Raw genomic sequence first — 16,143 nt, 5'->3', positions numbered from 1 at the left:
GTCAGGCGCTAAGGTTATCGTTATCCGGGGCTTGAGCACACCAGCCGCAGGCAAAGCGCTGGCCTATTTTTTTGGCTCGCAACTGCGGCTCCAGGACCCAGGCCCGGGACTGCCAGGGCGGTTGGTGGCGCAGGTGCTGGGTATGCCCGCAGGACAGTTCAGCCACCCAATGGCCTTCTTCATCCTGATGAAAACCGCAGATTGTCGAGTGATTTTTCACGTTCCGTTGGTCCGGGTTCCGTTCGCTTTCGAGCGATTGCTTCGCTAAACTTGGACGTTCTTCATTCTTATGCAAAAGGTCCCGCCCCATGCTGATCGCCGCCAATAAGGCTGTCTCCATCGACTATACCCTCACCAACGACGCTGGTGAGGTCATCGACAGCTCTGCCGGCGGCGCCCCGCTGGTTTACCTGCAAGGCGCAGGTAACATCATTCCTGGTCTGGAAAAGGCCCTGGAAGGCAAGCAAGTTGGTGACGAACTGAAAGTCTCCGTAGAACCTGAAGATGCCTACGGCGAATACGCTGCCGAATTGGTCAGCACCCTGAGCCGCAGCATGTTCGAAGGCGTCGACGAACTGGAAGTGGGCATGCAGTTCCACGCTTCCGCTCCGGACGGCCAGATGCAGATCGTGACTATCCGTGACCTGGACGGCGACGACGTTACCGTCGACGGCAACCACCCGCTGGCCGGTCAGCGCCTGAATTTCCAGGTCAAGATCGTTGCCATCCGTGACGCCAGCCAGGAAGAAATCGCTCATGGTCACGTCCATGGCGAAGGTGGCCATCACCACTGATTTTCTGCGCTAAGCTCAAGCTTACTGGAGAGGCGCCCGAGGGCGCCTTTTTAGTCCGCGGCTTTTGGCTGTACTGTCGAGAGGCTGTTTTCTGTAAGAACACAGGAATTTGGAGTTCGTCATGAGTGCTTTTCACGACCTTAAATTGAAAGCCCTGGATGGTCAGGAGCTGCCGCTCGCGCCCTTCAAGGGGCACGTCGTGCTGGTGGTCAACGTCGCCTCCAAATGTGGTCTGACACCACAATATGCGGCGCTGGAGAATCTCTACCAGCAATACAAGGCCCAGGGATTCAGCGTGCTGGGGTTGCCTTGCAACCAGTTCGCCGGGCAGGAACCGGGCACCGAGCAGGAGATCCAGGAATTTTGCAGCCTCAACTACGGGGTGACCTTTCCCTTGAGCAGCAAACTGGACGTGAACGGTCCCGAGCGCCATCAGCTGTACCGCCTGCTGGCGGGCGAAGGCGCCGAGTTTCCCGGGGACATCACCTGGAACTTCGAGAAATTCCTATTGGGCAAGGACGGCCGGGTACTGGCGCGTTTCTCGCCGCGTACCGCTCCCGATGATCCGACAGTGATCCAGGCGATTGAAAAAGCCTTGAGCTGAACCCGCGCCGGGCCCTTGTTTAACGCCGCTTCAATGCGGCGTTTTTGCATCTAAATCACTCAAATCAATAATGCTGTGCAGCGCATTGAGGGGGGAATATTATCCTCATCATAAGTGCGCCGGGGCCGGTACCCGGCGCAGTCTTGTGCGTCGAATATCGACTCAAGCCTTTTTCTCGGAGCGCAGCATGCCTGTTCAAGCCTTGTTCAAACCCTTTCAACTCGGCGCGCTGGAACTGCCGACCCGCGTGGTGATGGCACCAATGACCCGGTCGTTTTCCCCCGGTGGCGTGCCCAACTCCAAGGTCATCGAGTATTACCGCCGCCGCGCTGCTGCGGGTGTCGGCCTGATCATTACCGAGGGCACCACGGTGGGTCACCAGGCTGCCAATGGTTACCCCAATGTGCCGCAGTTCCATGGCGAGGCGGCCCTGGCCGGCTGGAAGAAGGTGGTGGATGCGGTCCACGCCGAAGGCGGCAAGATCGTCCCGCAACTCTGGCATGTGGGCAATGTGCGGCGCCTGGGCACCGAGCCGGACGCCAGCGTGCCCGGCTACGGCCCCACCGAGAAGCTCAAGGACGGCAAGGTGCTGGTGCACGGCATGACCCACCAGGACATCCAGGAGGTGATCGCTGCCTTTGCCCAGGCCGCCAAGGATGCCCAGAGCATCGGCATGGACGGCGTGGAGATCCATGGTGCCCACGGTTACCTGGTGGACCAGTTCTTCTGGGAAGGCACCAACCAGCGTACCGATGAATACGGTGGCGACCTGGCCCAGCGCTCGCGCTTCGCCATTGAGCTGATCCAGGCCGTGCGGGCTGCTGTCGGTCCGGATTTCCCGATCATCCTGCGGTTTTCCCAGTGGAAGCAGCAGGACTACAGCGCGCGCCTGGTGCAGACCCCGGAAGCTCTGGAGGCCTTCCTCAAGCCGCTGGCGGATGCCGGTGTGGATATCTTCCATTGCTCGACCCGCCGCTTCTGGGAGCCGGAGTTCGAAGGTTCCGACCTCAACCTGGCGGGCTGGACCCGCAAACTCACCGGAAAGCCCACCATCACCGTGGGCAGCGTCGGCCTGGACGGCGAGTTCCTGCAGTTCATGGTCAACACCGACAAGGTGGCGCAGCCGGCCAGCCTGGAAAACCTGCTGCAGCGTCTGAATAACGACGAGTTCGATCTGGTGGCCGTGGGCCGTGCACTGCTGGTGGATCCGGATTGGGCGCAGAAAGTCCGTGAAGGTCGCGAGCAGGACATCCTGCCGTTCAGCCGTGACGCGCTGACGACCCTGGTTTAACTGCCGGCTCCGGGCGGCGAGGGGGGGAGCCCCCTTGCCGTGCCGAGTGTCTCCACGGCGCTGCGGGGTTTGACCGTCGCTTCGATAAGCCCTTCGTAATCCTCGGCCGGCCCGTGCTCGCAGGCACTGCGCAGGCGATCTTCAAACTGCTCGATAACCGCGGCCCAGCCCTGGCGGCTGGCATGCTGGCGGGCGTTGAGGCGTACCCGGCGCAAGGTTTCCGGTTCTTCCAGCAGCCAGCTGGCAGCGTCGCAGAAGGCGCTTTCGTCGCCGGGCATGGCCAGCACACCGTTGTAGCCATGGCGGATATGCTGGGCTGCGGCAGCCTGATCGTAGGCCACCACCGCGAGCCCCGAGGCCAGAGCCTCCAGCACCACGTTGCCGAAGGTTTCGGTGAGGCTGGGAAACAGAAACAGATCCCCGCAGGCGTAGTGGGCGGCCAGGGCTTCGCCCCGCTGGCTGCCGCAGAACAGGGCCTCGGGCAGGCTTTTTTCCAGAGCCCCACGTTGCGGGCCGTCACCCACCACGATCAGCTTCATCCTGCGCTGTGGATAAGTCGCCTGCAGGCGTTCGAAGCAGCGCTTGAGCAAGCCCAGGTTCTTCTCCTGCGCCAGGCGCCCAACGTGGATCACCGCCAGGTCATCGGCGCCCAGGCCCCAGTCGGCCCGCAGCGTATCGAGCCGCTTGGCCGGGTGGAACAGTTGGCTGTCGACGCCCCGGGACAGCAGGGCCAGGCGTTCGAAATGCCGGCGCGCCAGCTCCAGGTGCTGGCTGGCGCTGGGTACCAGGGTCAGTTGCGAGCGGTTGTGGAACCAGCGCAGATAGTGGGTCAGCAGGCGGGTCAGCAAACCCAGGCCATATTGGCTGGAGTACTGCTGGAAGTTGGTGTGAAAGCCGCTGACCACGGAGATTCCCAGGCGCTTGGCGGCCCGCAGCGCAGACAGCCCCAGCGGCCCCTCGGTGGCGATGTAGAGCACGTCCGGGCGCTGGCGTTTCCAGCGTCGCAGCAGCTTGTGCATCGACGACTGGCCCCATTGCAGCCCCGGGTAGCCCGGCAGCGGCCAGCCCCGGCACAGCAGCAGGGCTTCGTCGCTGGCCCGGCTCTGGTCGCAACCCTGGCGCGGGCGCACCAGCTCAACCTGATGCCCACGGGCACGCAGGCCCTCGCAGAGGCGGCCAAGGGTATTGGCCACGCCATTGATTTCCGGTGGGAAGGTTTCAGTGATGAGGGTGATATGCAGAGCTGTCGTCATGGCCTCAGTGTCGGCTGAGGCCATGTCGCCATTGTGACCTTGCGATGATGGATTTATGACGCCCCGGCCTTATTTGGCCGGCAGGTTCTCCACCCCGCGTTCACGCACCCAGAACAGCGTGGCACCGGCCACGGCGGCCGGCATCATCAGGATATTGACCAGCGGGATCAGCAGCGCCAGGTAGACGATGCCGCCAAAGCCCAGGCTCTGCCAGCGCTTCTGGCGCAGCCAGGCGAGCATGTCCTGCCAGCTCATCTTGTGGTTGTCCGCCGGGTAGTCGATGTACTGGATAGCCATCATCCAGATACCGAACAGCAGCCACAGCGGCGCGGCAATCAGGTTGACCACCGGAATCAGCGAGAGGATGAACAGGCCGATGGCCCGGGGCAGGAAGTAGCCGAGCTTGCGCATTTCCCGCGCCAGGGTGCGGGGGATCATGGCAATCAGCTCACCCCAGCTGAAGGGCGGGAAATCATCGGTGCCGCGCACCACGGTTTCGACTTTTTCCGAGAGGAAGCCGTTGAAGGGTGCGGCGATGATGTTGGCCAGCATGGTGAAGCTGAAAAACACCATGAAGGCCACCAGCACCACGAACAGCGGCCAGATGACATAGCTGAGGAAACTCAGCCAACTGGGCAGGGACGGCATCAGCGCATCGACCCAGAGGCTGAATTGATGGCCGGCGAAATAGATCAATCCGACGAACAGCACCAGGTTGATTGCCAGGGGCAGGAGCACGAACAGGCGCAGGCCGGGGCTGAGGACCAGCTTCAGGCCTTCACGCAGGTATTGCGGGCCGGACAGGACAGGGGCGGGCATAGAGCGCTCCGAGCAGAATGAAAACGCGCCGACCTTACCGGCTTTGTCCTGGGGGCGAAAGCACGGCGAAGCGGCCGACATCAACGGTAACAAAGACCCTTTCAAATAGGCCTCCTGAGGATAGAGACCGCCTATGAGCTGGATTGTTAAACCGTATTTCCTTAATCTTCGCCCCCTCTATACGCTTCACCCATTATTTTTTGGACGGACGAGTTCAAGCCTTCCCCAAGGTTTCGCCGTCCTTTTTTATTCCAGCCGGCAATCCGGCGTTCCGCGCCAGGCTAGCCGGGCCGGTCGATAGGAGTGAGTCATGTCTGAAGTACGCCATTCGCGTGTGATTATTCTCGGTTCCGGCCCTGCCGGTTACAGCGCCGCCGTCTATGCCGCCCGTGCCAACCTGAAGCCGCTGCTGATCACCGGCATGCAGGCCGGTGGCCAGCTGACCACCACTACCGAAGTCGACAACTGGCCCGGTGACGTGCACGGCCTGACCGGCCCGGCCCTGATGGAGCGGATGCGCGAGCACGCCGAGCGTTTCGAGACAGAAATCGTCTTCGATCACATCAATGCCGTGGACTTCGCAGCCAAGCCCTACACCCTGACCGGTGACAGCGCGACCTACACCTGCGACGCCCTGATCATCGCCACCGGTGCCAGCGCTCGCTACCTGGGCCTGCCTTCGGAAGAAGCGTTCATGGGCAAGGGTGTTTCCGCCTGTGCCACCTGCGACGGCTTCTTCTATCGCAACAAGCCGGTGGCAGTGGTCGGTGGCGGTAACACCGCTGTTGAAGAAGCGCTGTACCTGGCCAACATCGCCAGCACCGTGACCCTGATCCACCGCCGCGAAACCTTCCGCGCCGAGAAGATCCTGATCGACAAGCTCAACGCCCGGGTGGCCGAAGGCAAGATCATCCTCAAGCTCAATGCCAACCTGGACGAAGTCCTGGGTGACAACATGGGCGTGACCGGTGCCCGCCTGAAGAACAACGACGGCAGCTTCGACGAGTTGAAGGTCGACGGTGTGTTCATCGCCATCGGCCACACCCCGAACACCTCGCTGTTCGAAGGCCAGTTGACCCTCAAGGACGGTTACCTGGTCGTGCAGGGCGGCCGTGACGGCAATGCCACCGCCACCAGCGTCGAGGGCATCTTTGCTGCCGGCGACGTGGCCGACCACGTTTACCGCCAGGCGATCACCTCGGCCGGTGCCGGTTGCATGGCGGCACTGGACACCGAGCGTTACCTGGACGGCCTGCAGAACGCTTCGTTCTGATTTGCCACCCATAAAAAAAACCGGCGCAAGCCGGTTTTTTTATGGGTGTTGCACGGTAGCAGCCGGCTTGCCGGCGAACAGGCCCTCGAGCCTTGCGCCGCTGTGCTGACGCCTTCGCTGGCGAGCCAGCTCCTACAGAATGCGGATCAGCGGCGGGTCAGCGGCTGGGCGGAGAACTTGACCCCGGCCAGGCCGTGAACGATCAGGGCGCGGATATTGCCGTGGTCAGTGCCTTCGGGGGTGGCCAGTACCGAGCGGTAGTGTTCGCCGAAGGCCAGCAGGGCCTCTTCGTCGCTCAGGCCTTCCAGCAGGGCCAGGCCCAAGGTCTTGCACGAACCTTCGTTCTGCCCGGCGGCGTTTTCCACGCCGCCGTTGTTGAAGGCCTGGGGCTGGTAGTCATAGCCGGCGGCGACAAAGGCCAGGGTGTCGGCAAAAGCGTGTTCACCGCTGTTCAGGCTGGCGCGCAGGGTGTTCAGGTCAGTCATTGGGGTTTTCCTTTGGCGAACGCCGCTTGCTGCTCGGCGCTGGCTTCTTTCTGGTAGAGATTTTTCCATTCGGCGTAGGGCATGCCATACACCACTTCACGAGCGTCATCGAGGCTGACCTCGATCTGGCGTTCGTCGGCCTCGGCCTTGTACCACTTGGACAGGCAGTTGCGGCAGAACCCGGCGAGGTTCATCAGGTCGATGTTCTGTACGTCCTTGCGGCTGTCCAGGTGGGCCACCAGGCGGCGAAAGGCCGCGGCTTCCAGTTCCAGGCGTTGTTGTTCAGTCATGGGGTTTCTCCGGGACAGGGGCAAGCGCCCAGGCGGGCCCTTGCCACTTGTGGCAGTTTTCTAGGCGCTGGCGCGGCTGGCCGCGAGGGTGATCGACACCGACTCGGCAAAACGCAGGGCGTGGGGTTTGTCGACTTCGACTTCGGCGTACTGCACCGAGGCGTTGCTCATCACCAGGTCCAGCAGCTCCTGGGTCAGGCGCTCCAGCAGGGCAAAGCGGTTGCCCTCGACATGGGCAATGATCGCCTTGGTGATGGTGCGGTAGTTCAGTGCGTGGTCGATGTCGTTGTCCCGCACCGCGTCCTGGGCCGCGTAGAGGATGGTCAGGTTGATCAGCACATCCTGCTTGTTGAGGATCTCTTCCTCGTTGATTCCGATGTAGGTCCGCAGGAGCAGGTCCTTGACTCGGATACGAGCCATTCCTGGCTGAAGTTGTGGCATTGCTACTTGCTCCGTCCAATCAATTGCAGGAATTCCTGGCGAGTGGTGCTCGAATCGCGGAAGGCGCCGAGCATCACCGAGGTGTGCATGGTGGAATTCTGTTTCTCGACGCCGCGCATCATCATGCACATGTGCTTGGCCTCGATCACCACCGCGACGCCGGCGGCCTGAGTCACGCTCTGTACCGCGTCGGCGATTTCCCGAGTGAGATTTTCCTGGATCTGCAGGCGCCTGGCGAACATGTCGACGATCCGCGCGATCTTCGACAGCCCCAGGACCTTGCCGGTAGGAATATAAGCCACATGGGCCTTGCCGATGAAGGGCAGCAGGTGATGTTCGCACAGGGAATACAGCTCGATGTCGGCGACTATCACCATTTCATCGCTGTCGGAAGCAAACAGCGCGCCGTTGACGATGTCCTCCAGCGACTGGCCGTAGCCGTGACACAGGTACTGCATGGCCTTGGCCGCGCGCTTGGGGGTATCGAGCAGGCCTTCGCGCTCGGGGTCTTCGCCCAGGTCCTTGAGGATCTCGCGATAGTGCTGGGGCAGGGAAAGGGTCATGCAAGGTCCTCACAGGGGCCGGCTTACTTGAGGTGCCGCCCGCCGTTGACGGTCAGGGTGGTGCCGGTGACATAGGGGTTGTCCAGCAGATAGCGCAGGCTCTGGTAAATCACTTCGCTGCCGGGTTCGATGCCCAGCGCGGATTTGGCCAGGGTCTTGGCGCGGTACGCCGCGTCGTCGTCGGGGTTGAACAATAGCAGGGCCGGGGCAATGCCGTTGACCTTGATTGTCGGGGCGTATTTCGCTGCGAAGGACAGGGTCAGGCTGTCCAGGCCGGCTTTGCTGGCGCAGTAGGCGATGTGCTTGCTGCTGCCCTTGCGAGTCACGTCGTCGCTGATGTGGATGATGTCTGCCGGGCTCGAGCGCTGCAGCAACTCGGCGCAATGCAGGTTGATCAGGTAGGGCGCCAGCATGTGCACGCCGAACATCCGGGCAAAGGCCGCTGCTTCGTCGCCTGGGCTCTCCTCCAGCCATTCCGAGGCGTTGTGGACGATGGCCCGCAGGCTCTGGGTACGGTTTTTCAGCTCGGTGATCAGGGCCAGGATCCCGGCTTCGCTGGAGAGATCGGCGAACAGCAGGGTCGCGCCCTTTTCCCGCAGGGCCTCAAGGCCCGGGCGCTGGCTGCGGTAGGTGATGATCACCGGCTGCCCGTCTTGGAGCAGGCGCAGGGCGCAATGCAGGCCGACTCGCTGGCTGGCGCCGGTGATCAGGATCGGGGCAGGAGAGGTGTTCATGAAGGGCTCGCGTCGCGGGTAGTGGGAAAACTATACCAGCGAGGGAAGGCCCTGTGCCTGCAGGCAACGGGCTTGCCGGCGAATGCGATCTTGCGGGGTTTTTTCGTTGGCAAGCCAGCTTCTACGGTAGGCGCAAATATTGCGCGAGGTGTGGTAGGAGCCGGCTTGCCGGCGAATCACGGATTCTGCGTCGAGGGGGTGGCCGGCAGCGGTCGGGCCGGTGTGCTGTTGAGCCAGTTGGCCAGCAGCCGGGTGGACAGCGGAATGAAGATATAGACCATCAGCGGGGTCAGGGCCAGGGTGCTGACAAATACCCGAGGCAGCAGGCTCAGGTCGCCGAGCAACGGGCCCAGGACAAAGTTGAACAGCAGCGACACCGGGAAGAATGCCAGCCAGATGGCCACGGCCTGCTTCCAGCGCGGCGGGCGATGGCCGGCGGCGCCGAACCAGCCGTCGATACCGCTGACCCGGTGCTCCGAAGGGTGGGCGAACAGGTCGCTGCCCCGGGCCAGCCAGGCCGTACGCGAGGCGGAGTGTTCCCAGGTATGCAAGGTGGATTCGTCGGCGAAGCGGAAGATGATCTGGAATTCGTCATCGTTGGGGGGCGGCGCAAGAACGCCGGAACCCAGGTAGCCGGGAAAGTCGGTAGCCAGTTGTTCGCCTTCGCGCAGCCAGGCGATCAGGTCCTGGTAACGGCCGTCGGCAACGCGCCGGGCAACCATCAGGGTGACGGGTGAGGTAGACATTATGTATCTCCGTAAAACCAATGCGCTGCCTGGGTAAGGCAGTCGCTTGACGAGGCACCGGGGTGGCGGGCCGCGCCTGAAGCAAGCAAGGATTATTCCTGATTGCTGCCCAGGCACCAATGACGGCGGTCGGTTTTTCTCGTGCTTGAAGCATCGCCACCTGAGGGGAGTAGAATGATCGCCACTTTGTTTCCCGGTGTTTTCTTCCCAGATGCCCGTCATGACTGAACTTGCCCCCGCCCCTCACGCCCCCGAAGCCGTTCGTCAGGACGAGTTGTTTCCGATCCGTGAGGTGGCGCGCCTGACCGGAATCAACCCGGTGACCCTGCGGGCCTGGGAACGACGCTACGGTCTGATTCAGCCGACACGCACCGAAAGTGGGCATCGCCTGTACTCCATGCACGATGTTGAGGCGGTGCGTGAGATTCTCGGCTGGATCGAACGCGGCGTGGCGGTGAGCAAAGTGGGCAAGATCCTGGCCAAGGGCCGGGCTGCCCAGGCCCAGCTCAAGGCTCCGGTGGATGGCGGCTTGCAGGGCGAATACGGCCAGTGGCGCGATCAATTGAAGCTGGCGGTCAGCGCGTTCGATGAGGATCAGCTTGAGCGCCTCTACGGGCAGATCTTCTCCAGCTATGCCTTGCCGGTGGTGTTCCAGGACATCTTCCTGCCGTTCTGGAAGCAGTTACTGCTGGCGCGCGAGGCTTTTGGCCAGACCAGCGAATGGCTGTTCCTGGATGGCTTCCTGCGGGCGCGGATTACCCAGCGCCTGCTGTTGCAACGCGCCACCCAGAGCCGCTATCTGCTGCTGACGGCGCTCAATGAGCAATGCCGCGAACTGGAACTGTTGGTGGCGGCGCTGATGCTCGGGCAGGACCCGATCGGTGTGCGCCTTCTAGGCGCGGGTGTGCCGCTGGAGGAACTGACCCTGGTCTGCGAAAAGGTCGCGCCGGTAGCCCTGGTGGTGTTTTCCAATCACGCACCCTCGGCCGAGTTGCCCAAGCGCCTCAAGCGCCTGGCACTGACCCTGGATTGCCCATTGCTGCTGGCCGGGGACGCGGCGGACCTGGCTCAGGACAGCCTGGTCGGTTCGCCGGTGGCTTGCCTGGGTAACGAGGGGCGCTTGATGCAGCAGCGCCTGCGCGGGTTCCTTTGAGGCGCTAGCCTTCAGGCGTGCAGTGCCGGATGGCTGTGGCGGTGCTGCTGGAGGATGAACTGGCGCAGGCGCTCGGTTTCCTCCAGGTCGCTCTGATCCAGGCGGTAGGCGTAGAAACCGGCTTCGGTCTGGCGCTCGAAGCGCCCGTGCAGGGCAATCCGTTCATAGCCCGAGGGGCTGAACCACTGGGCGAACTGCCGCGGTGGCCGGGTACCGTTGCGGATCTCCACCAATATTCCCTTGAACGAGACCTCCCGAACCCACAGGCGGCCAGGCTGGCCCCTGGCATTTTCCAGGGCCACCGGCTGCTCCAGGGCCAGGCGCCAGGGGCGCACCATGGGCCCATCCTCGAAGATGCTCGGCACCCCCAGCCGCAGGTGCAGGGCATGGAATTCGTCTTCCACCAACTGCAGCGGGAAGGTCATCTGCTGATTGTCGAAACGGGCCTGGATGGTGACCTTTTCATTGGCCGCCAGGCGCGTCAGCAGGTCACGGATCTGCGCGCCGCCATTGACCATCAGGCTCGAGGTGGTATCACGCACATTGAGCTGCGGGTTGTGCTGCATGGTCTGGATGAAGTCCAGTTCATCCTGGGTGAGGAGGGCGTCACGCTGCATGATGTTGCTCGGAGGGTGGAGGACAGATCGGCGGGGAATATCCCTACGACCACGAATTCCGCGATTTATTAGTGGCCGCTGGTCGCCTTGAGGGCGGCCAGTTCAGCTTGCACTTCGGCCAGTTGCTGCTCCAGCTGGAGCAAGCGTTGCTGGGCCTTGACCTGGACGCTGACGTCTTTCTGCACGCCGATGAAATAGGTCAGTTGATCACTGTCATTGAATACCGGGGTGATCGACAGCTCATTCCAGAAGTGACTGCCGTCCTTGCGGTAGTTGCGCAGTACCTCGCGGCACGGCCGGCCTTGTCGCAGGGCCTGGCGGATCACTTCCAGGCCTGGCTGGTCACGGTCCCCGGATTGCAGGAAGCGGCAATCCTGGTACAGCACTTCGTCGGCGCTGTAGCCGGTCAGCCGCTCGAAGGCCGGGTTCACATAGATCACGATGTTGTCTTCGCCTTCCTGCTCGGCGACCACAATCCCGTCGTTGGAGGCGTTGATCATCCGTTGCAGCAGATGAGCGTTGATCATCCTGAAGTTCCGCTTTCGATCAGCAAGTGCTGGAGTGTAAGAGAGGCTGGCCCGCTGTCCACCAGCGCTTTGCAGCAGAGGTGGCGGCACAGGCGGGATTTTACTCCGTAGCTGTTAATATCCCAGCCTTTTAGTCAGCTTCAGGATCAGATTGATGAAAGTCGCCATCCTTTCCGGCTCGGTGTACGGCACGGCTGAAGAAGTCGCCCGGCATGCCGCCAAACTCCTCAACGCCGCAGGTTTCGAGGCCTGGCACAACTCGCGCGCCACTCTGGCCGAGCTTCAGGCCTTCGCCCCGCAGGCGTTTCTGGCCGTGACCTCCACCACCGGCATGGGCGAGTTGCCGGACAACCTGCTGCCGCTGTATTCGAGTATTCGCGATCAGTTGCCCGCCGCCTGGCGCGGGTTGCCCGGAGCGGTCATCGGCCTGGGAGATTCCAGCTACGGCGATACCTTCTGTGGCGGTGGCGAGCAGATGCGCGAGCTGTTCGCCGAGCTGGGCGTGCAGGAAGTGCTGCCCATGCTGCGCCTGGACGCCAGCGAGAGCGTGACCCCGGAAACCGACGCCGAGCCCTGGCTGGCCGAGCTGATCAGCGCCCTGCGGGGCTGACCGGCTGTTCCCGCAGCAGCGCCAGCCAGGCTTGCGCTGCCTTGGACAGATAAGCGCCCTGGCGCCAGATGAAGGCGATATCCCATCGCAGGTAGTCCGGCGCCTTCAAGGTCAGGCGCACCACCCCAGGCCGCACCAGGCCACGGGCCACCACACTGGGCAACAGCACCACGCCCTGGCCGGCGGCCACCAGCGCCGCCAGGAAATCCGCCTGGCCGCTGCGCCCGCCTTCCCTGGGGGTGAAACCCACCTGCTGGCAGGCCTGCAACAGCCGGTCGTTGAGCACGAAACTGCGCTGGTACAGGAGGAACGGCGTGTCTGCCAGTTCTTCCAGGCGTACCTGGGCGTTCATCGCCAAGGGGTGATCGGCGGGCAGCAAGGCATCCAGCGGTTCATCGCAGAAGGGCTGGTAGGCGAACGCCGGGTCCTTGGGGGTCAGGCTGCCCCCCAGTTCCAGTTCGCCGTTGCGCACCGCCTGTTCGACATTCAGGCTGCCGCCTTCGAGCAACTGCACCTGGATATTCGGATAGCGCCGGCGGTATTCGGCAAAACGGCTGGCGAACAGCGCGTCACTGCCTAGCAGCGGCAGCCCCAGGCGCAGTTCACCCCGTGCCAGCTGGCTCAGGTCGTCCAGTTCGCTGAGCAGTTCGTGGCGCAGGCGCAACATGCCTTCGGCCCGTTGCAGCACCACGTTGCCGGCGGCGGTGAGGTGGATATGCGAACCCTGGCGCTCCAGCAAGGGCGTGCCGAGGCTCTGTTCCAGCTGGGCTATCTGCTTGCTGACCGCCGACTGGCTGATGTGCAGGGTCCTGGCCGCCTGGGTGAAGCCGCCCTGGCGGATCACCTCGACAAAGCTGCGCAGTTGCTTGAAATCCATGGCGTTGATTCCAGATTGGAATGGCTTCCAGTCTAACAATTCGCTTCGGTAATGATGGGGCTTTTCATAAAATAAGCCCCTGAGAGGACCGAACCACCATGAACATTTCCACCTGCAAACGCCTGGGCCGCCTGATTCTTGAACTGGCGGTGCTGCTGGCCATCTATTTTCTCGGCAGCCAACTGGCCAGCTGGCTGCCCTGGCCGATTCCCGGTGGGGTCATGGGCCTTGCGCTGTTGCTGCTGGCCTTCGCCCTGGGCTGGGTCAAGCCGGCGGCCCTGCAACTGGGGGCCGGCCTGTTGATGGCCGAGATGCTGCTGTTCTTTATTCCCGCACTGATGAGCCTGCTGGACTACGGCGGCCTGCTGCGCCAGGACGGCTGGCGAATTCTGCTGGTAATAGGTGTCAGCACCCTGCTGGTGATGCTGGTGACAGCCTTGACCGTGGAACTGGTGTGCCGCTGGAGGATGCGCCATGAAGCTTGAAGCCATGCCGGTGTTCTGGCTGGCCCTGACCCTGGGCGCCTACCTGTTCAGCCGCTGGATCTACCGGCGCACCGGGCGCTACCTGCTGTCGCCGCTGATTCTGGTGCCGGCCCTGCTGCTGGCGGTCGCCGTGCCGCTGCACACTGCCTACGCCGAATACGCCGCCAACACCCACTGGCTGATGCTGGTACTGGGGCCGGTGACCGTGGCCTTCGCCATTCCCATCTGGCAGCAGCGGCAACTGCTGATGCGCCACTGGTCGGCATTGCTGCTGGGCATGCTGGCGGGCAGCGCGGCTTCCATTGGCAGCTCGTTCGGCCTGGCCAAGGCCCTGGCCCTGGACAGCTCGGTGACCCTGTCCCTGGTGCCGCGCTCCATCACCACGCCGTTCGCCATGCCCCTGGCCCATGACCTGGGCGGCGTACCCGAGCTGACTGCGGTATTCGTGATGTTCACCGGGGTATTCGGGGCCATGCTCGGCGGTGTGCTGCTGCGCTGGCTGCCGCTGCGCAGCGCCCTGGCCCGCGGTGCCCTGTTTGGCGTCGGGGCCCATGGTGCAGGGGTGAGCCGGGCCCATGAAGTGGGGGGCGAAGAAGGTTCGGTGGCAGGGCTGGTGATGGTCCTGACCGGGCTTCTGAACCTGTTCGCCGCCCCTTTGCTGGCGTCGTTGCTTTGACGCGCAAGCCCCGGGCCAGGGCCTGATTCCCGGCTGACCCGCACGGCCATCAAGCTGGCTGCCAATGCAACTCCGCCAGCGGCGTGAGCTGTCTAGACTCTGGAGGTCCTCTTCCTATAAGAACCATCACCGAGGTCCTTGCCGTGAGCCTAGCCCCCGTTCAATCGACACCGAGTGTAAAAAACCAGGTCAGCGCCATCGAGTGGCAAACCCGCGTGGACCTGGCCGCCTGCTATCGCCTGGTGGCGATGCATGGCTGGGACGACCTGATTTTCACCCACATATCCGCCAAGGTGCCGGGCACCGAAGATTTCCTGATCAACCCGTTTGGCCTGATGTTCCACGAGATCACCGCGTCGAGCCTGGTGAAGGTCGACCAGGCCGGCAACAAGCTGATGGACAGCCCCTACGAGATCAACCCGGCGGGCTACACCATTCACAGCGCGGTGCATGCGGTGCGTCACGATGTGGTTTGCGTGCTGCACACCCATACCGCGGCCGGGGTTGCGGTGTCGGCGCAGAAGCAGGGCGTGTTGCCCATCAGCCAGCAGTCGCTGTTCGTGTTGTCGAGCCTGGGTTACCACCCCTATGAAGGTGTGGCCCTGAACCCCGAGGAGAAGGTCCGGCTGCAGGCCGACCTGGGGGACAACAGTTTCCTGATGCTGCACAACCATGGCCTGCTCACCTGCGGCGCGACCATCGCCGACACCTTCCTGATGATGTTCACCTTCCAGCGCGCCTGCGAGATCCAGGTGCTGGCGCAGAACGGCGGCGCCGAGCTGATTGCCATCCCTGCGCCGATCCTGGCCGGGGCCAGGGCGATGATCGCTGGTGTCACCCGCAGCGCTCAGGGCATGGGCGGCGCTCTGGCCTGGCCGGCCCTGCTGCGCAAACTCGATCAACTCGACCCGGGTTACACACTCTGATGCCTATTGCCGAGATCCCGCTGTGCGTGTGGCGTACACGCGGACATGACCTGCTCTTTCGCGGCCAGCGCATCCGTTACTGGGTGGCCGGGCAGGGCGAGCCGCTGCTGCTGATCCATGGCTTTCCCACCGCCAGCTGGGACTGGCACTACCTGTGGCAGCCCCTGGCCCGGCATCATCAGGTGATCGCCTGCGACATGCTGGGCTTCGGCGATTCGGCCAAGCCCCTGGAGCATGACTACAGCCTGCTGGAGCAGGCTGACCTGCAGCAGGCGCTGCTGGCCCATCTGGGTATCGCCGAGCCGGTGCATCTGCTGGCCCACGACTACGGCGACAGCGTTGCCCAGGAGTTGCTGGCCCGGCACTACGAAGAGCGGATCGATATCGCCAGTTGCGTGTTTCTCAACGGCGGCCTGTTCCCGGAAACCCATCGCCCGGTGCTGACCCAGAAGCTGCTGCTCAGCCCGCTGGGCTGGATGCTCGGGAGAACGTTCAGCCGCCAGGGCCTGGCCAAGAGTTTCCGGCAGATATTCGGCCCCCAGAACCGCCCCAGCGAGTCGGTGCTGGATGATTTCTGGAGCCTGGTGCAGAGCAACGATGGCCCGCGAATCCTGCACAAGCTGATCGGCTATATCCCTGAACGCCGGGCCCGGCGTGAACGTTGGGTCAGTGCCATGCAGCGCGGCGAGGTGCCCCTGCGGGTGATCGATGGTGCCCTGGACCCGATTTCCGGGGCACACATGGTGGAGCGCTATCGGCAATTGATCCCACGGGCCGACACGGTGCTGCTGCCGAGCATCGGGCATTACCCGCAGATCGAAGCGCCCCTGGCGGTGCTCAAGCATTACCTGGAGTTTCGCGACAATCTGCTGTCGCCATCATCACGGTTGGCGTGTTCCTGAACCCCGCGGCCTTGAGCGGGCAAGGCGATTATCCCGCTGCCTTATTGCGCACCATTCAGGTCTAAACGTTTTTATTG

Annotated in this window: 22 protein-coding genes; 10 read left to right on the top strand and 12 right to left on the bottom strand. The window is 63.2% G+C overall.

Translation table 11 applies throughout. The annotated features are described in order from the left end of the window. Position 1: 1 nt before the first annotated feature. Complete coding sequence (locus AC1RCO_RS11895; protein WP_011059293.1) at positions 2 to 340, bottom strand: DUF3565 domain-containing protein; 339 nt, start codon at positions 338 to 340, stop codon at positions 2 to 4. Here AC1RCO_RS11895 and AC1RCO_RS11890 point away from each other — a divergent pair. The 3 genes from AC1RCO_RS11890 (at position 309) to AC1RCO_RS11880 (ending at position 2,689) form a co-directional block, all read left to right on the top strand. After that, a complete protein-coding gene (locus AC1RCO_RS11890; RefSeq protein WP_011059294.1) occupies positions 309 to 794 on the top strand; it encodes an FKBP-type peptidyl-prolyl cis-trans isomerase in 486 nt (161 codons plus the stop codon). The two genes, AC1RCO_RS11895 and AC1RCO_RS11890, sit on opposite strands and share 32 nt — an antisense overlap. A gap of 121 nt (positions 795 to 915) precedes the next feature. Then, entirely contained in the window at positions 916 to 1,398 is a 483-nt protein-coding gene (locus AC1RCO_RS11885; RefSeq protein ID WP_015634175.1) for a glutathione peroxidase, read from the top strand. 187 nt (positions 1,399 to 1,585) lie between these two features. After that, positions 1,586 to 2,689 carry an NADH:flavin oxidoreductase gene (locus AC1RCO_RS11880; protein WP_011059296.1) on the top strand — a complete coding sequence of 368 codons (1,104 nt, stop codon included), beginning with the start codon at positions 1,586 to 1,588 and terminating at the stop codon, positions 2,687 to 2,689. Here the strand turns inward: AC1RCO_RS11880 and AC1RCO_RS11875 are convergent. Both AC1RCO_RS11875 and cysZ read right to left on the bottom strand, forming a co-directional pair. Next, positions 2,686 to 3,966 (bottom strand): glycosyltransferase family 4 protein, encoded by a 1,281-nt coding sequence (locus tag AC1RCO_RS11875; protein WP_492617724.1) that lies wholly within the window; start codon positions 3,964 to 3,966, stop codon positions 2,686 to 2,688. The two genes, AC1RCO_RS11880 and AC1RCO_RS11875, sit on opposite strands and share 4 nt — an antisense overlap. A 45-nt stretch (positions 3,967 to 4,011) precedes the next feature. After that, positions 4,012 to 4,761 carry a sulfate transporter CysZ gene (cysZ, locus tag AC1RCO_RS11870; RefSeq protein WP_011059298.1) on the bottom strand — a complete coding sequence of 250 codons (750 nt, stop codon included), beginning with the start codon at positions 4,759 to 4,761 and terminating at the stop codon, positions 4,012 to 4,014. 310 nt (positions 4,762 to 5,071) lie between these two features. On the opposite strand from cysZ, the gene trxB reads away from it, so the two are divergent. Continuing rightward, positions 5,072 to 6,034: a thioredoxin-disulfide reductase gene (gene trxB, locus AC1RCO_RS11865; protein WP_011059299.1), complete on the top strand. Its 963-nt coding sequence runs from the start codon at positions 5,072 to 5,074 to the stop codon at positions 6,032 to 6,034. 146 nt (positions 6,035 to 6,180) lie between these two features. Here the strand turns inward: trxB and AC1RCO_RS11860 are convergent, their stop codons facing one another. The 6 genes from AC1RCO_RS11860 to AC1RCO_RS11835 all read right to left on the bottom strand — a co-directional run bounded on the left by AC1RCO_RS11860 (position 6,181) and on the right by AC1RCO_RS11835 (position 9,293). Beyond that, a complete protein-coding gene (locus AC1RCO_RS11860) occupies positions 6,181 to 6,519 on the bottom strand; it encodes a HopJ type III effector protein (RefSeq protein ID WP_019093350.1) in 339 nt (112 codons plus the stop codon). Further along, positions 6,516 to 6,809, bottom strand: coding sequence for a DUF1244 domain-containing protein (locus tag AC1RCO_RS11855; protein WP_011059301.1), 294 nt, complete (start codon positions 6,807 to 6,809; stop codon positions 6,516 to 6,518). Before AC1RCO_RS11855 ends, AC1RCO_RS11860 begins: the two co-directional genes overlap by 4 nt. Before the next feature lie 60 nt (positions 6,810 to 6,869). Beyond that, the gene (gene folX, locus AC1RCO_RS11850; RefSeq protein WP_011059302.1) at positions 6,870 to 7,250 is read right to left on the bottom strand and encodes a dihydroneopterin triphosphate 2'-epimerase; all 381 of its coding nucleotides are present in this window, start codon (positions 7,248 to 7,250) and stop codon (positions 6,870 to 6,872) included. Positions 7,251 to 7,252: 2 nt separating this feature from the next. Further along, entirely contained in the window at positions 7,253 to 7,813 is a 561-nt protein-coding gene (folE, locus tag AC1RCO_RS11845; RefSeq protein WP_011059303.1) for a GTP cyclohydrolase I FolE, read from the bottom strand. A gap of 23 nt (positions 7,814 to 7,836) precedes the next feature. After that, a complete protein-coding gene (gene folM, locus AC1RCO_RS11840) occupies positions 7,837 to 8,547 on the bottom strand; it encodes a dihydromonapterin reductase (protein ID WP_220223710.1) in 711 nt (236 codons plus the stop codon). Positions 8,548 to 8,723: 176 nt separating this feature from the next. After that, positions 8,724 to 9,293, bottom strand: a complete 570-nt coding sequence (locus AC1RCO_RS11835) for an antibiotic biosynthesis monooxygenase (protein WP_311167498.1) — start codon at positions 9,291 to 9,293, stop codon at positions 8,724 to 8,726. 211 nt (positions 9,294 to 9,504) lie between these two features. Here AC1RCO_RS11835 and AC1RCO_RS11830 point away from each other — a divergent pair, with 211 nt between their 5' ends. After that, positions 9,505 to 10,446, top strand: a complete 942-nt coding sequence (locus AC1RCO_RS11830) for a MerR family transcriptional regulator (protein ID WP_492617723.1) — start codon at positions 9,505 to 9,507, stop codon at positions 10,444 to 10,446. Positions 10,447 to 10,457: 11 nt separating this feature from the next. On the opposite strand, the gene AC1RCO_RS11825 is transcribed toward AC1RCO_RS11830, so the two are convergent. Both AC1RCO_RS11825 and AC1RCO_RS11820 read right to left on the bottom strand, forming a co-directional pair. Beyond that, positions 10,458 to 11,063 (bottom strand): hypothetical protein, encoded by a 606-nt coding sequence (locus tag AC1RCO_RS11825; RefSeq protein ID WP_011059307.1) that lies wholly within the window; start codon positions 11,061 to 11,063, stop codon positions 10,458 to 10,460. Between the two features lie 68 nt (positions 11,064 to 11,131). Beyond that, positions 11,132 to 11,590, bottom strand: a complete 459-nt coding sequence (locus tag AC1RCO_RS11820; RefSeq protein WP_011059308.1) for a PAS domain-containing protein — start codon at positions 11,588 to 11,590, stop codon at positions 11,132 to 11,134. A 154-nt stretch (positions 11,591 to 11,744) separates the two neighbouring features. Here AC1RCO_RS11820 and AC1RCO_RS11815 point away from each other — a divergent pair, with 154 nt between their 5' ends. Next, positions 11,745 to 12,200 carry a flavodoxin gene (locus AC1RCO_RS11815; RefSeq protein WP_011059309.1) on the top strand — a complete coding sequence of 152 codons (456 nt, stop codon included), beginning with the start codon at positions 11,745 to 11,747 and terminating at the stop codon, positions 12,198 to 12,200. Here the strand turns inward: AC1RCO_RS11815 and AC1RCO_RS11810 are convergent. After that, entirely contained in the window at positions 12,181 to 13,077 is an 897-nt protein-coding gene (locus AC1RCO_RS11810; RefSeq protein WP_011059310.1) for a LysR family transcriptional regulator, read from the bottom strand. The genes AC1RCO_RS11815 and AC1RCO_RS11810 overlap by 20 nt on opposite strands. Positions 13,078 to 13,175: 98 nt before the next feature. Here AC1RCO_RS11810 and AC1RCO_RS11805 point away from each other — a divergent pair, with 98 nt between their 5' ends. The 4 genes from AC1RCO_RS11805 (at position 13,176) to AC1RCO_RS11790 (ending at position 16,066) form a co-directional block, all read left to right on the top strand. After that, on the top strand, positions 13,176 to 13,562 hold the full coding sequence (locus AC1RCO_RS11805) for a CidA/LrgA family protein (RefSeq protein WP_169892792.1): 387 nt from the start codon (positions 13,176 to 13,178) through the stop codon (positions 13,560 to 13,562). Continuing rightward, on the top strand, positions 13,552 to 14,238 hold the full coding sequence (locus AC1RCO_RS11800; RefSeq protein ID WP_011059312.1) for an LrgB family protein: 687 nt from the start codon (positions 13,552 to 13,554) through the stop codon (positions 14,236 to 14,238). Before AC1RCO_RS11805 ends, AC1RCO_RS11800 begins: the two co-directional genes overlap by 11 nt. 143 nt (positions 14,239 to 14,381) lie before the next feature. After that, entirely contained in the window at positions 14,382 to 15,164 is a 783-nt protein-coding gene (locus AC1RCO_RS11795) for a class II aldolase/adducin family protein (protein WP_011059313.1), read from the top strand. Further along, positions 15,164 to 16,066, top strand: coding sequence for an alpha/beta fold hydrolase (locus AC1RCO_RS11790; protein WP_019096053.1), 903 nt, complete (start codon positions 15,164 to 15,166; stop codon positions 16,064 to 16,066). The genes AC1RCO_RS11795 and AC1RCO_RS11790 overlap by 1 nt, the downstream gene beginning before the upstream one ends. The last annotated feature ends 77 nt before the right edge of the window (positions 16,067 to 16,143 follow it).

It is taken from the genome of Pseudomonas sp. GW823-FHT03E05 (assembly GCF_058796855.1).
This window is presented reverse-complemented; position numbering and strand designations above follow the sequence as displayed.